The organism is Arthrobacter sp. 260 (assembly GCF_013116745.1).
Lineage (GTDB): Bacteria > Actinomycetota > Actinomycetes > Actinomycetales > Micrococcaceae > Arthrobacter_D.
Map to the genome: position 1 here is coordinate 108,498 of NZ_JABFOE010000008.1, position 22,325 is coordinate 130,822.

The 22,325-nt window shown below is 55.0% G+C and carries 13 protein-coding genes; 4 read left to right on the plus strand and 9 right to left on the minus strand.

Annotated features, from left to right (window positions below; genetic code table 11):
- Positions 1–114: 114 nt before the first annotated feature.
- The 4 genes from HMI57_RS10845 to HMI57_RS10860 form a co-directional block, all read right to left on the minus strand.
- On the minus strand, positions 115–2,337 hold the full coding sequence (locus HMI57_RS10845; protein ID WP_171586027.1) for a helicase-related protein: 2,223 nt from the start codon (positions 2,335–2,337) through the stop codon (positions 115–117).
- A complete protein-coding gene (locus tag HMI57_RS10850) occupies positions 2,330–3,295 on the minus strand; it encodes a DAK2 domain-containing protein (RefSeq protein WP_171586028.1) in 966 nt (321 codons plus the stop codon). Before HMI57_RS10850 ends, HMI57_RS10845 begins: the two co-directional genes overlap by 8 nt.
- 266 nt (positions 3,296–3,561) lie before the next feature.
- Positions 3,562–4,761 (minus strand): DUF6395 domain-containing protein, encoded by a 1,200-nt coding sequence (locus HMI57_RS10855; RefSeq protein WP_171586029.1) that lies wholly within the window; start codon positions 4,759–4,761, stop codon positions 3,562–3,564.
- A gap of 132 nt (positions 4,762–4,893) precedes the next feature.
- The gene (locus tag HMI57_RS10860; protein WP_171586030.1) at positions 4,894–5,550 is read right to left on the minus strand and encodes a hypothetical protein; all 657 of its coding nucleotides are present in this window, start codon (positions 5,548–5,550) and stop codon (positions 4,894–4,896) included.
- Positions 5,551–6,003: 453 nt separating this feature from the next.
- On the opposite strand from HMI57_RS10860, the gene HMI57_RS10865 reads away from it, so the two are divergent.
- Complete coding sequence (locus HMI57_RS10865; RefSeq protein ID WP_171586031.1) at positions 6,004–7,539, plus strand: hypothetical protein; 1,536 nt, start codon at positions 6,004–6,006, stop codon at positions 7,537–7,539.
- 529 nt (positions 7,540–8,068) lie between these two features.
- Here the strand turns inward: HMI57_RS10865 and HMI57_RS10870 are convergent.
- From HMI57_RS10870 to wecB, 5 genes are all read right to left on the minus strand, one after another.
- Positions 8,069–9,328, minus strand: coding sequence for a nucleotide sugar dehydrogenase (locus tag HMI57_RS10870; RefSeq protein WP_171586032.1), 1,260 nt, complete (start codon positions 9,326–9,328; stop codon positions 8,069–8,071).
- A gap of 84 nt (positions 9,329–9,412) precedes the next feature.
- Positions 9,413–10,063 carry a hypothetical protein gene (locus HMI57_RS10875; protein ID WP_171586033.1) on the minus strand — a complete coding sequence of 217 codons (651 nt, stop codon included), beginning with the start codon at positions 10,061–10,063 and terminating at the stop codon, positions 9,413–9,415.
- Positions 10,060–12,192, minus strand: coding sequence for a glycosyltransferase (locus tag HMI57_RS10880; protein ID WP_171586034.1), 2,133 nt, complete (start codon positions 12,190–12,192; stop codon positions 10,060–10,062). Before HMI57_RS10880 ends, HMI57_RS10875 begins: the two co-directional genes overlap by 4 nt.
- Positions 12,193–12,211: 19 nt before the next feature.
- Positions 12,212–12,613 (minus strand): hypothetical protein, encoded by a 402-nt coding sequence (locus HMI57_RS10885; RefSeq protein ID WP_171586035.1) that lies wholly within the window; start codon positions 12,611–12,613, stop codon positions 12,212–12,214.
- 886 nt (positions 12,614–13,499) lie between these two features.
- Positions 13,500–14,654, minus strand: a complete 1,155-nt coding sequence (wecB, locus tag HMI57_RS10890; RefSeq protein ID WP_276568909.1) for a UDP-N-acetylglucosamine 2-epimerase (non-hydrolyzing) — start codon at positions 14,652–14,654, stop codon at positions 13,500–13,502.
- A gap of 374 nt (positions 14,655–15,028) precedes the next feature.
- On the opposite strand from wecB, the gene HMI57_RS10895 reads away from it, so the two are divergent.
- The 3 genes from HMI57_RS10895 (at position 15,029) to HMI57_RS10905 (ending at position 22,306) form a co-directional block, all read left to right on the plus strand.
- Positions 15,029–16,021, plus strand: a complete 993-nt coding sequence (locus HMI57_RS10895) for a thiamine-phosphate kinase (protein ID WP_171586037.1) — start codon at positions 15,029–15,031, stop codon at positions 16,019–16,021.
- A 176-nt stretch (positions 16,022–16,197) separates the two neighbouring features.
- The gene (locus HMI57_RS10900) at positions 16,198–19,368 is read left to right on the plus strand and encodes an S-layer homology domain-containing protein (protein ID WP_171586038.1); all 3,171 of its coding nucleotides are present in this window, start codon (positions 16,198–16,200) and stop codon (positions 19,366–19,368) included.
- Between the two features lie 349 nt (positions 19,369–19,717).
- On the plus strand, positions 19,718–22,306 hold the full coding sequence (locus HMI57_RS10905) for a heparinase II/III family protein (protein WP_171586039.1): 2,589 nt from the start codon (positions 19,718–19,720) through the stop codon (positions 22,304–22,306).
- Positions 22,307–22,325: the final 19 nt, after the last annotated feature.

Genomic DNA, 22,325 nt, shown 5'->3' on the forward strand with positions numbered 1-22,325 from the left:
ATTGTGGAGGAGAAGTGGGCGCCTCTGCTCACCGAAACACCCGACTTTATCCACAGCCAGCCACTGCCGACGCCACCAAGAGTCGGCCACGAACAGACCCCTTCGAACCGACAGCTAGCCCCGTTCCAAAAAGGCTTCCTTCTCTGGATTCAGGTAGAGATCCATTGCGTCGGCGAGGTCTGGATGATCCACCAGATCGACATCGTCCGCCACAATCTGTTGGGCATCTTCACGGGCCTTCTCGATGATCTTCACGTCCTTCACCACGCGCAGGAACTTCAACGCCGACCGCCCACCGGACTGTGAGGCCCCGAGAATGTTACCTTCGCGCCTCAGCTCAAGATCCTTCTGCGACAGCTCGAAGCCATCGGTGGTCGACGCGACAGCCGCTAGCCTCTCCCTGCTGGGATGCTCGGGGTCAAGCTGCGTCACCAGCAGACAGGTTCCGGGATGCCCACCGCGCCCAACGCGCCCCCTCAGCTGATGCAGCTGGGAGATGCCAAACCGGTCCGCATCCATAATGACCATCAGCGTGGCATTGGGAACATCCACACCGACCTCGATCACCGTCGTGGAGACCAGGAGTTGGATGCTGCCGTCATTGAAGCGGGCCATGGTGGCGCTCTTCTCGACGGGATCCAGCCGTCCATGCAGCATTCCCATCGACACCCCCTGGAGCGACGGGACCTCCTGGAGTGCCTCGAATAGCTCGTTGACCGAGGTCAACTCCTGCTGGGGGCCCCGGTTGTCCGACGGTCCATCGGGCGAGTAGAGCTCCACCGCGGTGGAGTCCTCCTCCTGGTCGCCGATCTTGGGACACACCACGTACACCTGACGCCCGGCGTCGATCTCCTCCCTGGCCCGCGCCCAGATGCGCTGAATCCAGTCGGGATGTTCGGTGAGCCCCACCTGATGGGTAGTGATCGGCGCCCTGCCGGCGGGCAGCTCGGTCAAGGTCGACACGTCGAGGTCGCCGAACACCGTCATCGCTACGGTCCGGGGAATAGGGGTTGCGGTCATCACCAACACGTGCGGCGAATTGGTGGCCTTGGACCGCAACACATCGCGTTGCTCGACGCCGAATCGGTGCTGTTCATCCACCACAATGAGCCCAAGATCGAAAAAGCTCACATTCTCGGACAGCAGGGCATGGGTCCCAATCACAATCCCGGCTTCGCCCGTTGCCGCGTCAAGCATTGCCTGCTTGCGCTGCGCCGTGGACATTGAGCCGGTCAGGAGGACCACCTTGGTTCCATCGGCTGCCCCCCCGAGCATTCCACCCATGGCCAATGACCCCAACGTACGGGTGATGGATTGCAGGTGCTGTGCGGCCAGCACCTCAGTCGGCGCCAACAGCGCGGCCTGACCGCCGGCATCGATCACCTGAAGCATGGCCCGCAGCGCCACCAGCGTCTTCCCGGAGCCCACCTCACCCTGTAGGAGCCGATTCATGGGGTGGGAAGAGGACAGGTCTTCAGCAAGGGTCTCCCCGATAACTTTCTGTCCGTCGGTGAGGGTGAAGGGTAACTGGGAGTCGAACTGGTCCAACAGGCCGCCCGGGCGTGGACGCCGGGACGTCGCCTCTTCCTGCGAGGTGAGCGCCCGACGTCGGGCCAGTGCCGTCTGCAGAACCAGCGCCTCCTGGTAGCGGAAGCGGTGCTTGGCACGGTAGGTGTCTTCGATTGCGTGGGGCCGATGAATCAGCTCATAGGCCTGGGTGATATTCATCAGCTTGTCCCGACGCGCAATATCCGGCGGGATTGGGTCATTGAACTGGGAATGCACGAGTCTGTCGAGCAGCTTGGCAACGGCCTTCTTAATGGTTTCGCTGGGAACCTTCGCCGACGCCGGGTACACCGGGAGAGGAGCCTCGAGGAGATCGGGGTCGACGGGCCCGTCGTCGTCGAGCAATGAATAGATGGGGTTGGTGAGGGTCAGCCGGTGCCGATATTCACTGACCTTGCCGGAGAACATAGCGTGGACGCCGGGACGCAGATCCCTTGCGGCTTGATGTCCATTGAAAAAGGAGAGGCTGAGACTGCCGAGCTTGCCGCCGGTGTCGTCGGTGATGACTACCTCGCACAGGGATCCCTTACGGTTCCGCATCTGCCTCAGGTTGGCGGATTGCACCCGCGCTATCAGTGTTACGTCTTCACCCAACGGCACGGAGCTCACGGGAGTGAGCTCACCGCGCTCAAAGTAGGCGCGCGGAAAATGGTTGAGCAGATGGCTAAAGGTGTGAATATTGAGGGTCTCGGCAAAGGCCCTGACCTTGGCCTGGGGACTGACAACCCCATCGAGGGGCGAGTTAAGTTCCCCGGTAGTTGAACTATCCACTGGCCTCTTGGACTTCGCTGTACAGGGGCGTGTCGCCGGCCCGTGGGGAAGCAAGCTGCGTCACCGAAACATTGATGGGATTGCCGGCTTCCTGAATGAGCTTCAGTGCGGGCTCAGGGGTGGGCACATGAACGTGCACCCGCCACCGGTAACCCTCCTCGACCTCGGTAACTGCGCTCATGATGACCGAATCGCCAAGCTCGTCCAGGTGGAGCCGCAAAGTTGCGGCGTCGAGGGGGCTGAGGTTGATGGTGCACATGACCTCCACCCCATCGGCGTCGCCACCGTTGTGGATGTGGGGGGCCTGAATGTCGTAACCGTGAAGTCCGTCGAGGAGTTCGTCCTGCAACTCCTCGCCCAGGGAGGCCGCACGCAGCGCGTCCATAATAAGAAGGAATCCCACTCCCCCGGCGTCCACCACCTTCGCCTGGGTCAACACACCGAGTTGGCTCTCCGTGTGGACCACTGCCTCAAGGGCTGCCTGGACAGCCGCCTGAAGGGTCAGCGCGAGAGCATGGTTACTGTCGTCGCCGTTCTGGGCACCGTCGACGACGGCGGCTCCCCTGGCTGTTGCTTCGAGGACAGAGAGCATGGTGCCGGGAACCGGGTCGCTGAGCGCTGACCAGCTGCGGATCTGTGCGCGTTGCAGCGCCGTGGCAAGCAACGGGCCGGAAAGCCGCACATGATGATGCAATGGCTCGGCGACTGCTGAGAGGAATACCGCGAACAGAGTGCCGGAATTTCCTCTCGCATCCTCCATGGCAGCCTGGCCGGCGATCTTCAACAGTTCGCCGAGGTCAGTGGTCTCTGCCGCGTTGGCGGCCTGGGAGGCGGCGCGGACGGTGAGGTACAGGTTGGTGCCGGTATCGCCGTCTGCCACCGGAAAAATGTTGATGGCGTTCAGCCGGTCGCTGTGGTTGCCCAGGGACTCTTCGGCCTTGCTCAACCATCGCTTCATCGCAGTCGCGTTAGCGGTGATTTTCGTCTGCAAAGTGATCCCATCCCACGTAGGCATGTGACTGCGGCGCTGCGGTCACTCCGGGCAATCCGGCACATACCGAGCCTACCGCAGTGCGCTCTGCAGGTAGAGAGCGAATCGAAGTATTGGTAGCGGGTACCAGCTGGGCGCCAGTCGTAATCCTTCTCCATCAACTTGCTATCCAGGGGGCAGGTTTCGCTCCGAGGCCGCACTCGCAGCCATAAGCGGCCACAAATCCCTAGCGTTTACTGCAGAAAATTCGTGAACTCTTCGTCGTCGCTTTCCGTGAACGCCTTCAGACCGGCCAAACCCATAGATCTTTCGGCCCGTTCCCGAAGATCCAAGGGGTAACCAAAATGATCAAACGCCTTCGAATAGTAGGCCTCGTGAAAAGGGAAGCTTTCGTGCTTTTCCAGGAGATCCTTTATGTGTTCATTTACCCATGTCGGCCGCACCTGTCTCGCGGCTGCGTGGACGAAAACATCCGCATAGTACAATGGACGCGTTCGGAGGAAGGCGTGGATCTGATCAGATTGAACAAAGTCATCGACTAAATGCATCTCCGAAGGATCGAACATCGCTCTGATCATTCGCCGACGCAGGCATTTAGTACATCTTCCGCAATCTTTGCGATCTATTTTTTGACAATAGGCCGCGTCGTCCATGCGATTCGAATACGATACAATCTTCGCATTTCCCACCTCCGATAGGAAGGATGTGGGCAAGACGTCGACACCTATGGTTTCAAAAACTCTATACCAAATATTCTGATGACGAGGGAGGTACCTTTTACCCGCCAGCAGGTACGTTCCCGTCAACTCAGATCCGGAGACAATATACTTCGGCTCGAGGATAAGGGAGGCAATATAAACGGATACCCACAAAGGAAGGCCCCATACCGTGAACAATTGCCTCAAGTTGTCGAACACCACAAAGTTTTCGGCCCGCTCGTCGGTCACAATCTTGTTGACGATGTCGGAGTAGCTGGCATGCCTCGACGGCAATGGTGTCTCGTGCACAAGAGGGAGGTCAGGAAACATAATACTGGCGGCTAGAGAGTCGATTCCCCCGCCATAGCTCAACACTCCTCCACGCTTCGGAGTGAAAGGGGACGCCTCACCTGGAGAGTTGACCCGAATGTAGGGAAGTATCCACGCCCGCCGGATAGCCTTCTCAAAGTTCGGCGAAACACTGAAGCTGGGTTTCAGCTCAAACTCTTCGTTGGGCAAGATCGGGTGAAAGGCCAGGATACCTATGAGCGCGATGATATCCGGGTGGATGGAAGAGAAGTCCACGCCGTCACACTCGACCGACAACACGGGGTCCACGAGCCTCATCGCAACCCCGCCCTCATCCCGTCGGACTTCGGATCCCGTGATGTCGCCACCGATGGCGATACGAAGGCGGTCCACCCCCGCATAGGAGTCGAGCGTTACTTTCCTCATCCTGGCAAACTCTCTCTTAAGTAGAATCTAGATCGCGACCTAATCGCACTCATCCTGAGGGTGTGATCAAAAAGTACAGTCTAGTGATTTGTTTCGGCGCCGCCCACCGCTGAGTTCAAAACTTCGAGGCCTTCAGTTAACCAGGCTGCGAATGCGGTCCAGCAGGGAGCGACCGACATCAGCCTCAACCCCGGGCCGATAATGATTTTGGTCGGTTAGGGCTTCAGTAAGTCCGATCTCGAGAATCTTTGCTTTCGTTGAGAGAAAGTCGACGCTGGTTTCCGAAGCCACGCCTGACAAAGCTTGAGTAAGGGCCAGCCGCTCGGGAACCGGGCTTCCATCTGGTAACTCGGAATATAGGTGGTCCACGGCAAGAACGGGGCAGTCGAGCCGTGAGGCGATCGAAACCAAATCTGCCTTCAGGTCATCATACGAAGTAACGGCCACTTGCATATCCCGCAGGATATGGCCATCAGGCAGAAGCTCCACATTGCCCTGTACGACGGAGCGGCCAGCGACGCCGCTCTCGGCCGCAATTCCGTAAACCTTATGGGCATTCAGCTCCACCCCCTGGACGTGGTGCCGACGGAGGGTGCTCACCTCGACAACCGCCACGTCATTCCCATCAGCGCAAGCGGAGGCCATGTCGGTTGGGAAGGTCAGATGTGTCTCGAGCGCAGCCTTCCGCAGGTCATGCGGGATAACCTTGCGACCCTGAAGAACATCAACCGCCTGCCTGGCCGCCGCCGAACTGTGGGTGAACCATATGTTCTCGTCGTAGTTGACCACGTTGACCTCACCTGACCTGTGAAAGTGGCTCAGCGGTCGCGACACACGACAGCTTCCTATCACAAGTACCTTCAAAGGTCTGTTCAGCATCGTTCAATCCTACTTCACGCGGCCCTTGCCATAAGCCCCTGACTACAGCCCCAGCAACTAGGCTGCCGGCCTTGACGGAACGACTCCGTCAGACGACGTTCCGCAAGCGAAGGAGCTAAATAGTGACTACTTTGATAGCCTAATGCCACCACTCATCGACCGGCGTGGGGACTACGGTCGTTCACCGCGCTAACGCATACCGACACGGTAAATCCCATATCATGAACTGATAGGAACGAATTGTCCGAGTCCAAAATCTTCTCTCGCGAAAATATAGATATTCGGTATCGGTTTCGCCCCTCTAAACAAGACCGACGGCACCTTGTCGTCGTTTTCGCTGCAGTCCAACCAGGTCGTACAGACGTGTATGGCTTTGACGGCAAAGCTCTAGACGACGTAAAGGGTGCCATTCTCTGGATACAGGATTCTGTCGATAACCATAATAGCTATTATCTCTGCCATGGCTTGGATTTCCGCATAGAGAAAGCAGTGCGTGATCTCATATTTGACTGTCTCGACGATATGGATCTGGGCCCAGAGAACTGCACACTTCTAGGTGGCTCCAAGGGGGGCAGCGCCGCCCTCCTATTCGGGACCAAGTACGAATTCAAGAACATCATAGCCTCCGTGCCTCAGACCAAAATAGGCACCTACACCAGACACAAACTGAAGGAAACATTTTGCTACATGGCGAACGAGGACCAGGATGAATCGGAAAATGTCTTAAATACATACATACCGAATTCAATTGCAAACCCGATATCTTTCGACAAGAATATTTACATAATCAGTTCTCTCACGGACCCGGAATACGCCGTGCACATCGATCCGCACGTAAGCGATCTGGATAAACAAAAAAACTTCAATCTTCTCCTTACGGATTCATCCCTCGTCCGCGCGCATCCGGACGTCACCCCTTACAACATCCCATTCATTCTTAGTGTCCTTTATGCCCTATGCGAGGGCATCACTCCAAAATACGGACATGTCTCGAACGGAAACGGCGAGAACGATCGGGCGCTGTCATCAAACTATTTCAACAGCAGCGGAACAGCTCGACTAAATCCAGTAGCAAGGTTTCATTGGTGTCAGCTAATTAATGACAACGTGACCTTTCAAGGTTATGCGGTGGCTCTTGGAGAGGAAGTCGACGCAGATTCACGGGAGACAACTTTGATTTTGAAAAGCCGAACATCAGAGTACTCGTTCCCGATGAGTAAGAGAGCTGACCAGACCATAGCCACAAAGCTATACGACAAGTACTATCGAGACTATACTTGGGGCGGCTTCGAGCCACACCAATCAAAAGGAATTGATCTTTCAAAGATTGACCAAGGCGAATACGAGTTCCTCTCCGAGTTTTCTCAGCATGGGAAAAAGTACAATAGCAAAATTGACTGCCTAACTAGTCTGGAAATATCAAGTGTATATAGTGGGCACCATTACACGCTCCTGCTCAGTGAAAAGGGCTGCACGGTTAAAAAAACCAGACTCATCGGAAATAATCCAAAACAAAGCGTTTTTTCGTTTAGCAACCTAGAATTTAGGGCGCCGATGCTACATGTAAGCGGGTCGTTCCTTTCAGACGGCGCCGTCATGCCCGCTTGGAACGCTGGGCAGTACGTCCTTTGCCTGGAGCAGGATCAAACCGTCTATAGCTTCAGCCTGGGTACAACCCGGCTGCGCAACGATCTTCCCGAAGCCGGCGCCTACGACCCTGAACTCTATCTCTGGTCCAACTTCACTACACCGGGCAACGTGGGAGTCGATCTTGAACTGCTTCCTCAGGGAACGTTCACCGGTTACCTCTCACACATCACCAGTGCGGGTATCGTGAGTACTCCCCCGGCTTTTAGGTTCACTAAGTTGGGCTCTTCCCATGAATTGGTCGTTCTTTGACTCCCGGATACTGCTAGCGCTTTGTCCCGACGAAGTCTGGAAAGGTGAGAATCCAGCCATTGGAGCGCCCAAATGTGTTCACGATGTCAGGCTCGTACCCAACATATGTGTCGCCGTTCCGCTTATAGTCCATCCGTGACGCGTATACAACCTCGGTCTAGTCATTCAATCGCAGATCCAGCACCCGCCCCACGTTCTTATTCAGCGTGCGACAGAGCCGGAGCAATAATCTTTCTCCGCAAACCTACGCTATTTGAGCAAAATCGGATTTGAACGTACTGCATCCAAATTTGAAGAATGGCACGAGAGGTCCGCGGCCCTCCTACCGATCCAGGCATGGCCCCCCGCGGTGACGAAGCACAGTTAAAGCTTCGGCTGCCATCGGCCCAGCAGGGATACCGAGGTCGGCTAACGCCTCCCCAGATAACTGTAGTCTTCAGGCGACAGTCTTCTACCGTCTGTCACTTGCATATCCTTTTCTTTGCCCTAGCGCGACGAGCAAGCGACCTACCGATTGAGCGTACGACTGCTACAAACGGTGAGTATTGACCCCGTCAGAGGCCCCACGTGTGTCGAAGAAGACCCCGGACTCCGTCCCTAGCCTGGGAATGTCATAATCAGAATGAGCCTGGAGAAGGACCACTATGTCCGCCTCGCTATTAGCTTGATAGACATCGTCCACCCTGGACATTCTGATTTCGGGACTGGTCCACTCTGGTACATAGGGATCGTGGTAAGAAACATTAGCGCCCATTCCGGTAAGCAGATTGGCGATTTCCGTAGAGGGGGACTCTCGCTGGTCCGCAATATTCGCCTTGTAAGTGACGCCCAACAGCAGGATCCGTGATCCGTTGACGCTCATCTTCTGCTGGTTGAGTAAGGCCTGTACCCGCGACACGATATAGGAGGGCATAGAGTTATTGATCTCTTCGGCCAATTCCACAAACCTGAAAGGATACTTGAGGGACTTGCGCACATGGAAGCTGAGATAATTGGGATCGATCGGAATGCAATGCCCCCCGACCCCTGGTCCAGGGTAAAACGCCTGAAAACCAAACGGTTTGGTCTTCGCCGCGTCAATGACATCCCATAAATCGATATCCAGTTCCTTGCAGAACTTGGACATCTCATTCACCAAGGCAATATTTATGTGTCGATAGGTGTTTTCAAGTAATTTGGCGGTCTCAGCTTCCTTTGACCCACGCACAGGAACAACACTGTCGACTATCTTGCGATAGAAATCTACGGCTCTTTCAGTCGATGCGCTACTGACCCCGCCCACCACCTTGGGCGTGTTCTTTATACCGAACAACTGATTTCCGGGATCGATTCGTTCCGGCGAGAAGGCGAGGTAAAAGTCACGGTCAATCAGAAGCCCCGTCGACTGAAGTATCGGTAGCAGTACCTCATCAGTAGTCCCGGGGTAAGTAGTGGATTCGAGTACGACGAGTGCCCCCTTCTTCACCCTTGTCAAAATATCGCGTATAGCACCTTCGACTGCAGAAAGGTCAGGAGAGCCAGCCTCACCTAACGGCGTGGGGACACAGATGACAATATTCGCGGCGGCCGACAAACAATCTGGGTCCGAGGTTGCTCGATATCCCCTACTGATCATGCCTGCGACCTGATCGTCTGAAATGTCATCCACGTGGGAAGACCCACTGTTGAGTGACTCAACCGCCTTTTGGTTGAGATCGAGGCCGACTACACTGAATCCCGATTCCACCGCTTGATGCGCGAGGGGAAGGCCAACATAGCCTTGGCCAACTACAACTAGATCGATCTCCATCTATCCGCCCATTTCATAGTTTGTAAAATAATCAAATGTCTTGTTTCCAAAGGTGCGCCTTATACAGATGGCACCAAGTCGCTACTACGGCTGCAACTCCAAGTTCATCCCGCAAGTTTGAAGAAGCATTCCAACTCTCCGGAGATTCTCATCAAGAAGGGTGCCCTTCGGCAGTCGAATCGTGCCGACATCGTAATCCTCCGAAAGCATCACGGCGACCGCAATGAATGGCTCATGGGAGAACTGGCCCAAATTGTTCATCGTCGCGAACAATCCGGCGTTTGTCGGCACGGATAGAACCTCGTTTCGATACTGAGCAGAAAACGAGTCACTCATGTCCGTCAAGTTCAGACCTATACAGCGCGGTGAATCAAACCCCGCCCAAGTAACCTCTGGCTGTGTATCCGACGCATAGTTCAGGACAAAGACATTCTCGCCATACGTGAATTGGCTGGGTTCGAGGTCTATCGGAGTGACCGAGACGGCTGTCGGTTCCAACAGCCGTTGAACTCCTGCTGCCAGTTCCGGCCCGACTTTTGATGGAAACTCTATCTCCCCGCTAATGCTTGAGGAGAACGCTAAGGTGAACGCTACCGAAATACGTGGGTTGCCTACTAAGCGGGGAATATAGTCAATTAACAAGTTTGATATCAACGGATGCGAATCGTAGCTTCCGGGAACTGCTCCTAATGAGCAGACTCCGGTGGAGGTTTCTCTTTCCCAATAGAACTTCATGAAACTAAGCTCACCGCTTCTTTCCAGTTGTATTGTCCCTGTTCGTTCAACTTCGGACGCTGCAGCTCGATATACACGCCTATAGGGTCGATGCCTAACTGCGACAATTTCAACTTCACGTTTTCTCCATCCGACAATATGAAGGATATAGCGTCTACGGATTCATTCTTACTCGCCGAACGATAGTGAGAATTAGCGTCGGGAACGGTGTCGGGAAACAGATCTGATGAGCCTATACAAATCAGCCGCATAGTCCCCTTGCCTGGCTCTTCGTCACCGACAATCAGACGATGAAGAACTGGTAACATTTGGTCGGTGATCTGGGGGTATTCGACGATGAAGTCGGCGCGCCTTTTGGCGTACACGATCGTGAAAGAGATTTCGGCCCCGCGCAGCGCCACGATGTCATCCCAAGAAGCGTCGTCAAGGGTAGCTTCGATCTCTATCGGTCCCCGATTCAGAACGTCTTGCGTTGATACGTACTTGAATCCGTCCCGATCCGATAGCCTCGCTGGAAGTTGGCTACCTTTTTCTAGGTGCAACTCTAAGCGCCTGGCCACTAAGTGGTCCGGCAGGTATGGAAGGATCAAGGCCGCGGGATCGGAATCACCCGTGACGGCCACGCCGGGCGCTTTCGAAAATTCCGTCCTCAACACCCTTTGCTTCCCCGGCCGAATACTTTGCATTCCTAGGGTAGATATGAGGCGGGCTGAGGCTTTTTGAACTGCTGTGTCAAGGTGAGTCACCTGACGCTCATGAAGTCGTCTGATCAAATGAAAATGGTTGGTGTGAACAAGCACCGCGCCGGACCGCGCCAGTCTTATGGCCAGGTTGTAGTCCGAGCCACTGCGTAGCCTGAAGTCATAGCCGACCTGCCGTATAAGTTCCGTTCGAACCATCAGTGTCGCATGAGCAAAAACTTTCCCGGAAAATAGCAAAGCTTCGAGCGAAAATTTCTTCCCGGGGTTGCTCGAAATTACTTCCCCAGTGGAGTGATCAAAGTCTATCCAGCCCCCGTAAGTCCCCGCCACGCCCGCCTCAAGTGAAGCGAAGTGATTTTCTATCCGATCCGGAAACATAAGGTCGTCGTCGTCATGGATGACTGTGAAATCTGCAAGAGAAATGGAAGCAGCGTAATTACGGGCCGATGCTATGCCCGCTCCCTCCCGGAAGTGATATTTGACCCGGTGGTCTTTGAAAGACTGGACTACATTGGCCGTGCCATCAGTCGAACCGTCATCGATAACAATGACTTCTATATCCTCGACAGTCTGCGCGAGGACGGAGTTTATACTGTCGCTGATGTACTCTGCCCTGTCCTTAGTACTAATCACAACCGACGCAATAGGCTTGGCGTCGGCTGGTTTGTGGACCCATTTCACGACATTTCGAATTATTGATTTATCCTCAAGAACGACACGGCGGTTAAATTCAATCGCCTGCCTACCCTCTAGAGTTTTACTGGTTTCGGTCCTGGTTGGTTGGTGCCACATATGGAACATTCGAACTGTATCGTCAGAGATCCAGGAGAGACGTCGACCGGACCAGCGGACGCGTTGCGCGAAGTCCATGTCCTCTCCCCCATAGATTTCCATTCTCTCGTCGAAGCCGCGCAAGAGAAGGAAGGTCGCTCGGCTAACGGCCATCATGCCGCCCATCCCCCAACGAGGCCTCAGAGTCGAAGATCGCTCGAAGGCGTCCCAATCCATCCCGGCAGCGAGAATTCCTACGCTGTCATATTTCTTCGGAAGATCCCGGCACTGCAACACCAAAGCTTCCCCGGGGTCGGATAGCACCCTTCGCCCGATCGTCTCCATCGCAGACGGGCTGAATAGCATATCCGCATCCGTCGACACCAATACACGACCCTGAGACTCCGCAAAGCCGGCGTTTAGAGCGCGCGACCGCGACCATTTCCCATCCGTTTCGGTGTAGACATACTTCGCGCCCAGATCCTCGACTAGATTTTTGACATTTGAATCGACGACTGATCCATAATCGGACACAATCACCTCTCCTTCGAGCTCCCCGAAAGAACTAAGGATGGATTTTACCGAAATCAAGAGCCTTTCGACTCCCCAGTCTTTGAATCCTATAACTACGGAAATGTCTTTTTCTTGAATTATCATAGTGGAGCCTTTCAGGATTCTAAGCCGTTAATTTCGTCGGCCAAACATAAATAGTTTTGTCTAGAAAAGATTTGCTTTCTTCATTCCTTTTATAAACAAGAATCCCAAAATCTTCGTTCCTGAGGGGTTTCTTAGCGAATAGTGGACTGTACCCGATGACCACGCGAGAGAAGGGGATCATGCTCGAGATTTTGCTCAAGAGAAACATCTCCCCCGTCTTTGCTTCTTTGACATAGTCAAAGCAGACCCCAAGATGGGACGAAAGCGGCAAATTTATGGAGGCCTGAGACAACTGCTCGGCAGATTCATCGAAAAGTTCAATAGTGAATACACCCTGCCTCTCGCCGGCATCCTCACCAAGGTTCTCGATCCCTACGTCAATCGACAACGCAGGTCCCACCAAACGAAAGTCGTGAATCACAGATATCAAAATTAGCCCCGCTCGCCGACTTGATCCCGGAAAGGTTCGGTTCCGATCCTGGGCATGGCATCAGACAGGTGAAGTGGCAAAACTGGTTCAACCGCCCAACGCTTGTCTAGTCTATCCGGTTGAGGGATGGCATTGGGACAGCCGTCGCCACATCGAAATGGTCACGGTTCCGATTGAGCTTCACGTTGACCCAGTCTTCAGTGGTCGTTTCATGGGCTTTGATTTGAAGCGTGCGTGCCCTACTGCTGGTCGGGCGTCTAATAGTGGCTTAGTGACAACTTGATAGCTCGTTCGTTGTACTGCGCGTCCGCTTCCACAGCAAGCCGACGGTGTCACCCCATCGAAGGATCTATGACGCCCTTGATGGCTGTGGCGCTTTTTCCATGCGCTGGACAGACACATCGGTTCCGCAGGAGGGTCGGTAAGGTGAAAGGCAAGCTTTCCTTATCGAAATTACGGTTGATGTTTGCACTTTGTCGCTATGCCTCGACCAGCTCGGAAGGATGGAAGCAGTATGGTCAACCACGGTCTGAAACGAATTATTAGGCGCCCCAAACGCGAAGTCCGGTCTGTTGTCGGAGCGCTCTTCGGACAAAACGATTCCGGCTACGGTTGCGGCATCAAGATCCACCAGAACGAAACCAAGCCATTGAACGTGAAGGGACCCTGAGGGGTGCTTATCGGCCTAGTGCGGAATAATCCCTGACCGACAGGCTGCCATAGGCACACACCCTCCCCATACCGCGCGAGATTAGTGTCGAATGTGTTTCAGCCTGACACCGTTCAGGCGTGAAGCAGGCTATTGCAGGAGATTTGGGGCAGAGAATCGCTCAGGGACCATCGATACCACGTCATATGAGCGATCAGCAGTCATTGATCAACTTGCCCTGCGCTCGGTGCTATTCGTAGCAAAGTCGGCCATTCGTTCACCCAAATCGAACATTTTTTCGATGGCAGCTACTGACCGATCAGCTGCTTGGCCGTCCCCGTAGGGATTGATCGCGCTGGCCATCGAATTAAAGCTGTCCTTGTCGTTGAGCAAATTATCGACTTCAAAGACAATTCTGTCCTCATCGGTACCGATCAGCGATACGGTTCCAGCATCGACTGCTTCTGGCCGTTCAGTGTTTTCCCGCATCACAAGAACTGGCTTGCCAAGGCTAGGCGCCTCTTCTTGAACTCCGCCCGAGTCTGTAAGAATGATGTGCGAAATGGAAAGAAGTCTGGTGAACTCACCGTATGCGAGGGGCTCCGTCACGATCACGTTTTGCAGCCCCTCGATGGCGGGAAGCACGGCTTCTCTTACAGCCGGATTTTTGTGAACGGGCAACACTATCGTGAGTCGCGGTTCAGCTTTTGCGATCCGCGCTATAGCTCGCCCAACGCCTCGCATGGCTTCCCCCTGATTTTCCCTGCGATGGGTGGTTACTAGAAGAATTTTTCTGCCGGAAACCGACAACTCCTCCAATTGGGGATCGGCGAACGGGACATTTTGCTTGACAGTGTTCAGTAGGGCGTCGATGACGGTGTTTCCCGTGACAACGATGTTCTCTGCCGGAACGTTCTCCGCGAGAAGGTTGTCCCGACTACTAGAGGTCGGCGCCAGATGGAGGCTAGCGATTTGGGAAGTTATTTTACGGTTTGCTTCCTCAGGGAACGGCGAGAAGAGATCGCCCGATCGCAAGCCGGCTTCCACATGAATGACAGGGATACCGTGATAGAAGGCAGCAATGGCCGCGGCTGTAGAGGTTGTGGTGTCTCCCTGGACGATGACGGCGTCAGGTTTTGAGTGCTCGAATAGTTGATCTAGGCCATCGATGGTCCTGGTCATTATTGACGTGAGAGTTTGGCGTTGTTGGATGATATTGAGGTCATAGTCTGGGACGATGCCGAATAGTTCATTAACTTGATCCAACATCGCTCGGTGCTGACCTGTAACTGTCACCACACAGCTAAGGCACTCTGATGCCTTCAGTGCGGCAACTATCGGTGCCATCTTTATGGCCTCAGGGCGGGTTCCGTAGATTGGCATAATGACAGGCAAGAGTGTCCCCTGAGGTTGCGGTTGTGTTCGAGTCACAGCCTATCTTAGGAGCGCCAGTGCGACGATGAGCGTAGGAACACATGTGGCAACTAACGATGCAAGGACCAACGCGATGGTCCTTCTGCGTTTGTATGACCGGTCACGCCCCGAGGGTAATGACGACCGATAGGGGGCCGCTGGGATGGAGCTTGGTCCGAGGCTGGCTCTATTGGGCTGGCGGGTAGCTGGTGCAGAATCGGGCGCCATATGACGTGCGGCCGGAGTGTGCGGGTCTGCTGGGCTTTTCAATCTGGCAACTCTCCCTCAAGGACTAAAGAGGGTTCTACTATAGTTTCTCCTCTCGGTCCTAGTACTTTGGGGTTATGTCATTCACCGTCAGCGACCTCAGCGAATCAGAAATTCTTCAGCGAATATTTCCGAGGCTCCTAAACGTAGAAGTCGCAGTTGTAGGGCCAGGGGACGATGCCGCAGTAATTACCGCGAAGGACGGACGAGTTGTGATCTCCATCGACACACTTGTCGAAGGGCAAGACTTCAGACTCAATCGATCGAACGGACATATTACTAGGGGTTTCGATATTGGGTGGAAGGCAGCCGCCCAAAATCTCAGCGACATCAATGCCATGGGCGCGCGAGCCACCTCGATGGTAGTAAGCCTCACCTTGCCGGGACGGACCCCGGTCATTTTGATTGAGGACTTTGTTGATGGACTGGCAGCGGCGATAAGGGAGCTTGGTGCTGCAGGGTGCGGTGTCGTCGGGGGTGACTTGGGAGCCGGGCACGAACTCACCGTCTCGATCGCCGTTACTGGGACGCTTGACTATCGAGAACCGATTCTACGATCAGGTGCCGAAGCGGGTGACGTCGTCGCACTCGCTGGAACGGTGGGACGGGCTGCGGCAGGATTGGCGCTAATGGAATCTGATCATCATTTCACCAGGCTCTCGGCCGACCTGCAGGAACTGACACTGCGACAGCAACGTCCGAGGCCGCCATTAGCAGCGGGACCAGCCGCAGCCATGGCTGGTGCCCGTTCCATGCTGGATGTATCTGATGGATTAGTTCGGGATGCTGGGCGAATCGCCACGGCAAGCAGAGTATGTATCAACATAGACCCTCTCGCTATAGAACGGTTCACTCAACCTCTGCTCGAGGCAGCCCAACTGCTTGATGTCGATCCTCGGGAATGGGTGCTCTCTGGGGGCGAAGACTACGCACTTCTCGCGACGTTTCCCCCAAGATCGCTACTGCCAGGTGGCTTCACAAGGATCGGAAGCGTTTCCGCTGGGGAACCGACGGTACGGGTAGGTGCGGTTTCGAAAGGCTCAGGTGGTTGGGATCATTTTGCGGGCTAAACTCGGCAAACCATCTCGCTACCGCTAGCCGCGCGTTTACCACAGGATTGAATCAGCGTTGGATCATGATTGAGCAAGAATCGATTTTACGCTTCAGCGCTGCTGTAGGTTCGCCATAACCCGGAATTTATCCAGGGTGTCGGTCGTTGGGGCTGGCTTATGCGGAGGTCAGCTTCATGTCTTTCTTCACCCGTGCACGTCGTTTGATTGCTTCGGCAATAGCATTCCTTTTGGTTGTTCCTTTCCTCGCGATGGGGTCGGCCAACGCCGTTGAAACCGTAGAGGACGCGACAGTGTCGGCTGCGGCAGGATCCTTCTTCGATGTGCGCAGCGATAATCAATTTTTTGACGAGATCAGCTGGCTAGCCGCCGAGAGAATCTCTACCGGTTACTCGGACGGGTCCTTTCGACCGCTAGAGCCGGTCAATCGGGATGCGATGGCGGCATTTATGTACCGGCTCGCGGATAGCCCAGCGTACACACCGCCCGCTAAATCGCCGTTCCGAGACGTCACCACGACGACCCAGTTTTACAAGGAGATTAGCTGGCTAGCGTCCATGAAGATCTCGACCGGCTACTCCGATGGAACCTTCCGACCGCTAGAGCCGGTGAACCGAGACGCTATGGCCGCATTCATGTATCGACTGGCAAAGAGCCCTTCCTACACCGCCCCGGCAACGGCACGATTTACAGATGTAGGGAAAGGGGTCCAGTTCTACAAGGAAATTAGTTGGCTGGCGTCCAAGAAGATTTCCGAGGGCTGGCCCGATAGGACCTATCGTCCACTCTTGCCTGTCAATCGGGATGCGATGGCGGCATTCATGTACCGCTACGCGGGTAGCCCAGCGGTTGCCGCGCCACCGCCCGCTCCGGTTTCTGCAGTGACTGCCTATGCTGGCACCCCAACCACAGTGACGCTCAGGTGGACGAACCCAACATCCAGCGCATACACCGGCGTCCTCGTTCGGCGTGCCGCCGGTACCATCGCGCCCGCCTCCCCAACCGATGGCACCGCAGTTAGCGATGTCCCCGTTCCGAAGACCACGGCGACGAACACTGGTCTACAGCCATTGACGACCTATTCCTACTCCTTCTTTGCACACGACAAGGATGGGAGATTTTCATCCCCTGCAAAGGCAACAGTCACAACTCCCGGAGAAGCTACGGCAGGTGGGCCGAGCCTGAACGACCAGCGGGCAACCCTTCGGACCAGGATCACCGCGGCGAAGAATCTATATGTGGATTCACGACCGTTCATTTCGACCTTGGCTCGTGCAGACGGATTAATTGTCAAGGATGCCGTCGCAAACGGGACGGTGAGCCTAGACAAGGCCGGGGCATTGGTTACCGCAGCGACAACCCAGACCGCTATGACGGCAGCGGCCAAAGCTGTCGATTCCGAAAGCCTCCGAGCAGCCACGGTGAAGACCAGCGCCACCCAGATGAAGGCTTTGATTGATCTGAGGGTGGTTCAGCAAAACGTGGCTAAGACGGCGCTATCTGACCTGAATGCCGCACGGATCTCGGCATCTGCGTATCAAGCAACTAAGGTTCGCGCAGAGGCCTTTACTACAGTTCTCGCCGCCGACCGAGTCGCACAGCGTAACGCCATCGGAAAAGTTGTCTCTGCCGCAAAGCTTCAGGCGCCAGCTTGGCGCGACGAGCTTGAGGGTCGTACCGGCACCATTCCCGCGTCCTCGGGTTGGGTCGGATTCCTAGGCGGTTGCGCGCTTCCAGTCGCGGAGTCGAAGTTCGCTCCGAAGTTGCCAACTAATGGGCCAGGCATCATCACAACCAACAAGATGATTGCTGACGCGAACTCTCGCGCAGCAACTAACCCCGCGATCGAGAAGGTTCACGGACAAATGATCCGAGGAGCCGCCAACCAAGCCGCGGACGTACTCACAATCGACCAGCTGCGAGGTAGCTTCTCGACTCGGGTTTCGCGGCTCGGATATGGCTGGCTCCAGGCAGGAGACACCAAATCACGGGACGCCATGCGTTCGGATACACGACGGATTCTCGAAAGCGGACCCGAGACCATGAGCACACTGACTGCGTCCCACCTCCTTCTGGCAGCCGGCACCGCAAACGACTGGGCACCGGTCGCTGGCATGGAAGAGACAGTTCTGGTGCGGTGGCTCGGCCCGCAAACCTGCCTCCACGCAGACAGGGAAAACTTCGTCGATGCAGCCACAAATATTGCGGCTATTCACAACGCAGCAACGTTCGTCGCATCGGCCGTCTACCTAGAGAAGTCACCCGTTCAAGCCGCCGCCCTTGCTAAAGAATCCCTAGTATCCATTCAGCCTGCCCTCGCTATGGTCACCGCTGACGGAGGTTCTCAGGAAGGCCCCGGATATTGGACCTACGAAAGCCGGGCCTTCGCGACCCTGTATTCAACCCTTCCCAACGTGTACGCTTCCAACCCAATAGCAATTCCTTCACTTGCCAAAACAGCGGACTACGCGATGAACAGCACTGGTCCCGATGGTCTACCGACTCCCTTTGCGGATTCTGAGCCAAATCCGCTTAGTCCTCTGATGCCAGCCTGGATCTCCTACACCACCAAGGACGCTGGAGTTGCCGCGTGGGTTTGGAAAGAGAATCAAGCAAAGCCTGACTCTCAATTGATGTGGTGGTGGGCGCAGCCGGGTCAACTTCCCGCTAAGAAATCTTCGGTGTACCCCTTCACAGGATTCGCCGCGCTTCACCTGCCAAGCGGATCGACAGCCGGGACTGCAACATTGAAGGGTGGAGAAAACACCACGGCTCATTCCCATCTCGATCTCGGGACAGTGTCCTTCTTCCGAAAGGGTGTTCAATGGTCGATCGATCCTGGAACCGAGTTGAACAACCCCACTGGCTACTACAGTGCGGCCACCCGCTGGAACTTCTGGAAGCCTGGTACCTCTGCGCACTCCACATTGCTCATGGGCCAGTCGAATCAACCGATCGGCGCGAAGGGCGCAACTAAGCTCCTTTCATCGTCATCCGCATCCGTTGATATGGCCCAGGCGTTGCCGGGCACCTCATCGGCAACCCGTACCGTCACGCACACTCCGACGAGTATGGTCATCAACGACGTGGCGAAGGCAAGTTCAGGTAAGGCAATGACCTGGCAATGGGTAACTGACGCAGCGGTCACAATCGATGCCAGTCTGAACCGGGCCACCCTGAATAAGAATGGGCAGCAGATCACTATCAATTTCGGCGGAGTACCGTCGGGATCCAAGTTGGGGGCCGTCGCGGCCCCAGGCAAGGGCCCAAGCGGGCAAGCGCTCACCATCATCAAAATGACGATGACCAACGTATCCAACCTCAACCTGACCGCGACTGCCAAATAGGAAGTCTAGGTCCTCCGCTAGGCCCCAACCCGCGCGCCTGTGTTCCCTGTCACGGTGGCCCCTCGATAACCAGCGCGAAATAAACGAGACGGACCAGGACGGTCCACGTTCCTCTGCGACCGGCCGGTCCACGCAAGGTTGCCGACCGGCCGGGTACGGCACTGACGGAGGCTAAGCTTGATGAATTGAACAGCGGGCTTCCCCCTAGGTGCCGAGTTCGATGTCAGTCCGCAGGTCATACGAATGAGATTCAGGGAAAATGCTTACAGAACCAGAAACGACGAGGCTCCGAGAGGTTGTTCTTTCCCTATTACCTCGAGCTAAAGGGGACGCAAGTACCGCGAGGGCGATGAACTTTGTCGAGAATCACACAATTTCCTCCCCTAATTTTGCCGATGTGAAATACGATAACGGAGGAATTTGGTCTAAACCTTTTCCCCGCAGCCAGCAACGTTACCTTCACGGCTTCATTTTCTTTGTCGACTGGTTTGAAACAGTCCTCACGGCCAAGGAGACAGCACACCAAGCCGCGACGATGGCGGTGGCTCTGGTCAGGGATTGGAAGGAGCTGCATCCCAAACCATCGGACGCGGAACCGATGGCATATCACGATGAGACGACCGCCCAGCGTCTCCTAAACCTTATGTCTTTACAAATAAGGGTGCGGATAATCGACCCGGATCTAGATAAACAAGTTCTTGAGCCCCTCATTAGTTCGACAGCGGACCTGTTGGCAAGAGACGACTTTCACTCTGCTGGGAACAACCACGGCATGTTCCAGGATCTCGCACTCCTTTACTGGAGCATTTTGTCGGCTTCTGACGGAGGAGACCGACCCGAAACCTACTTCAACATCGCGATGCTTCGGCTTCGGGCCTATTTCAGCGAATGCTTCACCGAGGACGGCGTGCATGTCGAAAACACGCCGACCTACCACCTGATGGTTTCCCGACAAGTCGCGAATGTGCAGCGCATCGCTTCGATCGCAAACCACCCGGACGCTGCTTTTTACGCTCAGTTGATAAGCCGCGCGGAACGTTACGCTACCCACGCTCTCATGCCGGACGGAGTGTACCCTCCCATCAGCGATACACAGCAGATACCGGTCAATCGTGCCGGTATGCACCGAGTCTTCACAAGCCCCGAATTCGCCTACGCCAGCAGTGCCGGTGCGCATGGACACCCTCCCCAAGAGCGGTGGCTTGTTTTGCCAGAGTCTGGTTACGCCGTCTACCGGGATCAGTGGGGACATGTCGGAGCAACTTATGCGTTCTTTTCCGCAGCATACAACGCCGACTATCACAAACATTCAGATGACCTCAGCTTCTTCCTTCGCAGCAAAGAAATCGATCTATTGAGCGAGTCCGGGCCATTTAGCTACGATTACAAGGACCCTTTCTCTCGTTACGCTTACTCGCAATACGCCCATAATAGTCTTGTAGTAGACGGGGCGAGTCTTCCTCGAACTGATGATAAAAAAGATCAGGTAACACTAGAATTAGTTGAGGAGCGTTCGGACGGATTTGTCGTTGTCGGAAAGAACGCCAGATATGAGGATGTCGTTCACCAACGCACGGTATCGGTGACAGATGGATCAGAAGTTCCATCCTTCGATCTCGAAGACTCTGTGTCCAGTTCGACGGAACATCAGTACGAACTATTATGGAATCTTGGTACTGAAGTTCAGGTGACGCTGCACGGTCAGGGTTTTGAACTGTTCCATGAAAACAAGAAGGTAATGGACTTAATGTTTTCAGCCACCGTTCCCACCTCGATTTCCCTTCACGAAGGCGTCAAGAAACCAAAACCACTTGGTTGGAGATTTCCAAAGTTTGGTGAAGCTGTGCCCGCGAAAGTTGTTGTAGTTAAATTCACGGGAACGAACGTGAAGATAGCAACGAAGATCCGACTCTCGGATTTCAACTACACTGATAGAAATCTTTCGCTCCCAGCATCCGGCTGGTCTCGCCACGACGGCCCGATACCCTTGAATTACCTATTCTCACAAGGATCGTCCCAAGCAGGCAGGAAGCGATTGGTGGTCATTTTTACGGCAATCCACAATCCTGGCGATTTCACCTATAACTACAAATCAACAGTGGACGACGTCGACATCAGCGCTCTCTATATTCTGGACGACTTCGGTGACCAGGGTGCCTACTATCATTCCGACCACCGCTCGACCGACATTTTCGATGCCGTCCAGTCGTTGATAAAGCAGGTTGTACGCGACAACGGTCTCGATACGGCCGATGTCGTAACCGCTGGGTCCTCTAAAGGGGGAACTGCCGCCCTTATCCATGGTTTCGCTCTCCCGGCCGGCAGAGTAGTTGTAGGGGCGCCCCAGACACGAATAGGAACTTTCGTAGCCGGCCCACATCCCAATATACTGCTATTTATGGCCGGTGGGGAAGGTGAAGAAGACATTGCCCACCTGGACGGGATTGTCGATAGATACGCTCGTCATGCGGAGGATGCCACCCGGGTTTCAATCCTGGTAGGGGCTAACGATCATCACCTCCCTCGTCATGTCCAGCCGCTTGTAGATGGAATGTCTATAGAAAGGGCCGTGCCTCCCAGCGTCACGGTTCTGGCGGACCTGTCGCACGCTGACATCGGTTCTGTATTTAGGTTCTTCCTTCGAGCTAACCTCGAGCAGTGGGTTGCGGAATCCCCTGAGGAAGCACTTCCCTATATTCTGACCGCGGATCAGAGCAAAGGAAGCATCCGGATTAAGGTTTACGCCCCTGACGGTGCCCAGCTCGCGTATCGACTATTCAAAGCCTCTGACATTATTCGCCGGCGGAGTTATTCAGCTCGCCAAGTCGTTATATTCGATGATCTTTCCCCTGGCAAGTATCGAGTCAGAATATTTCGAACGGACGGGGATCCTAGTCAGGCGACGGCTTTCACAACCCGGTGGATAAACCTCACTTGAATCGAGATCAAGATATAAC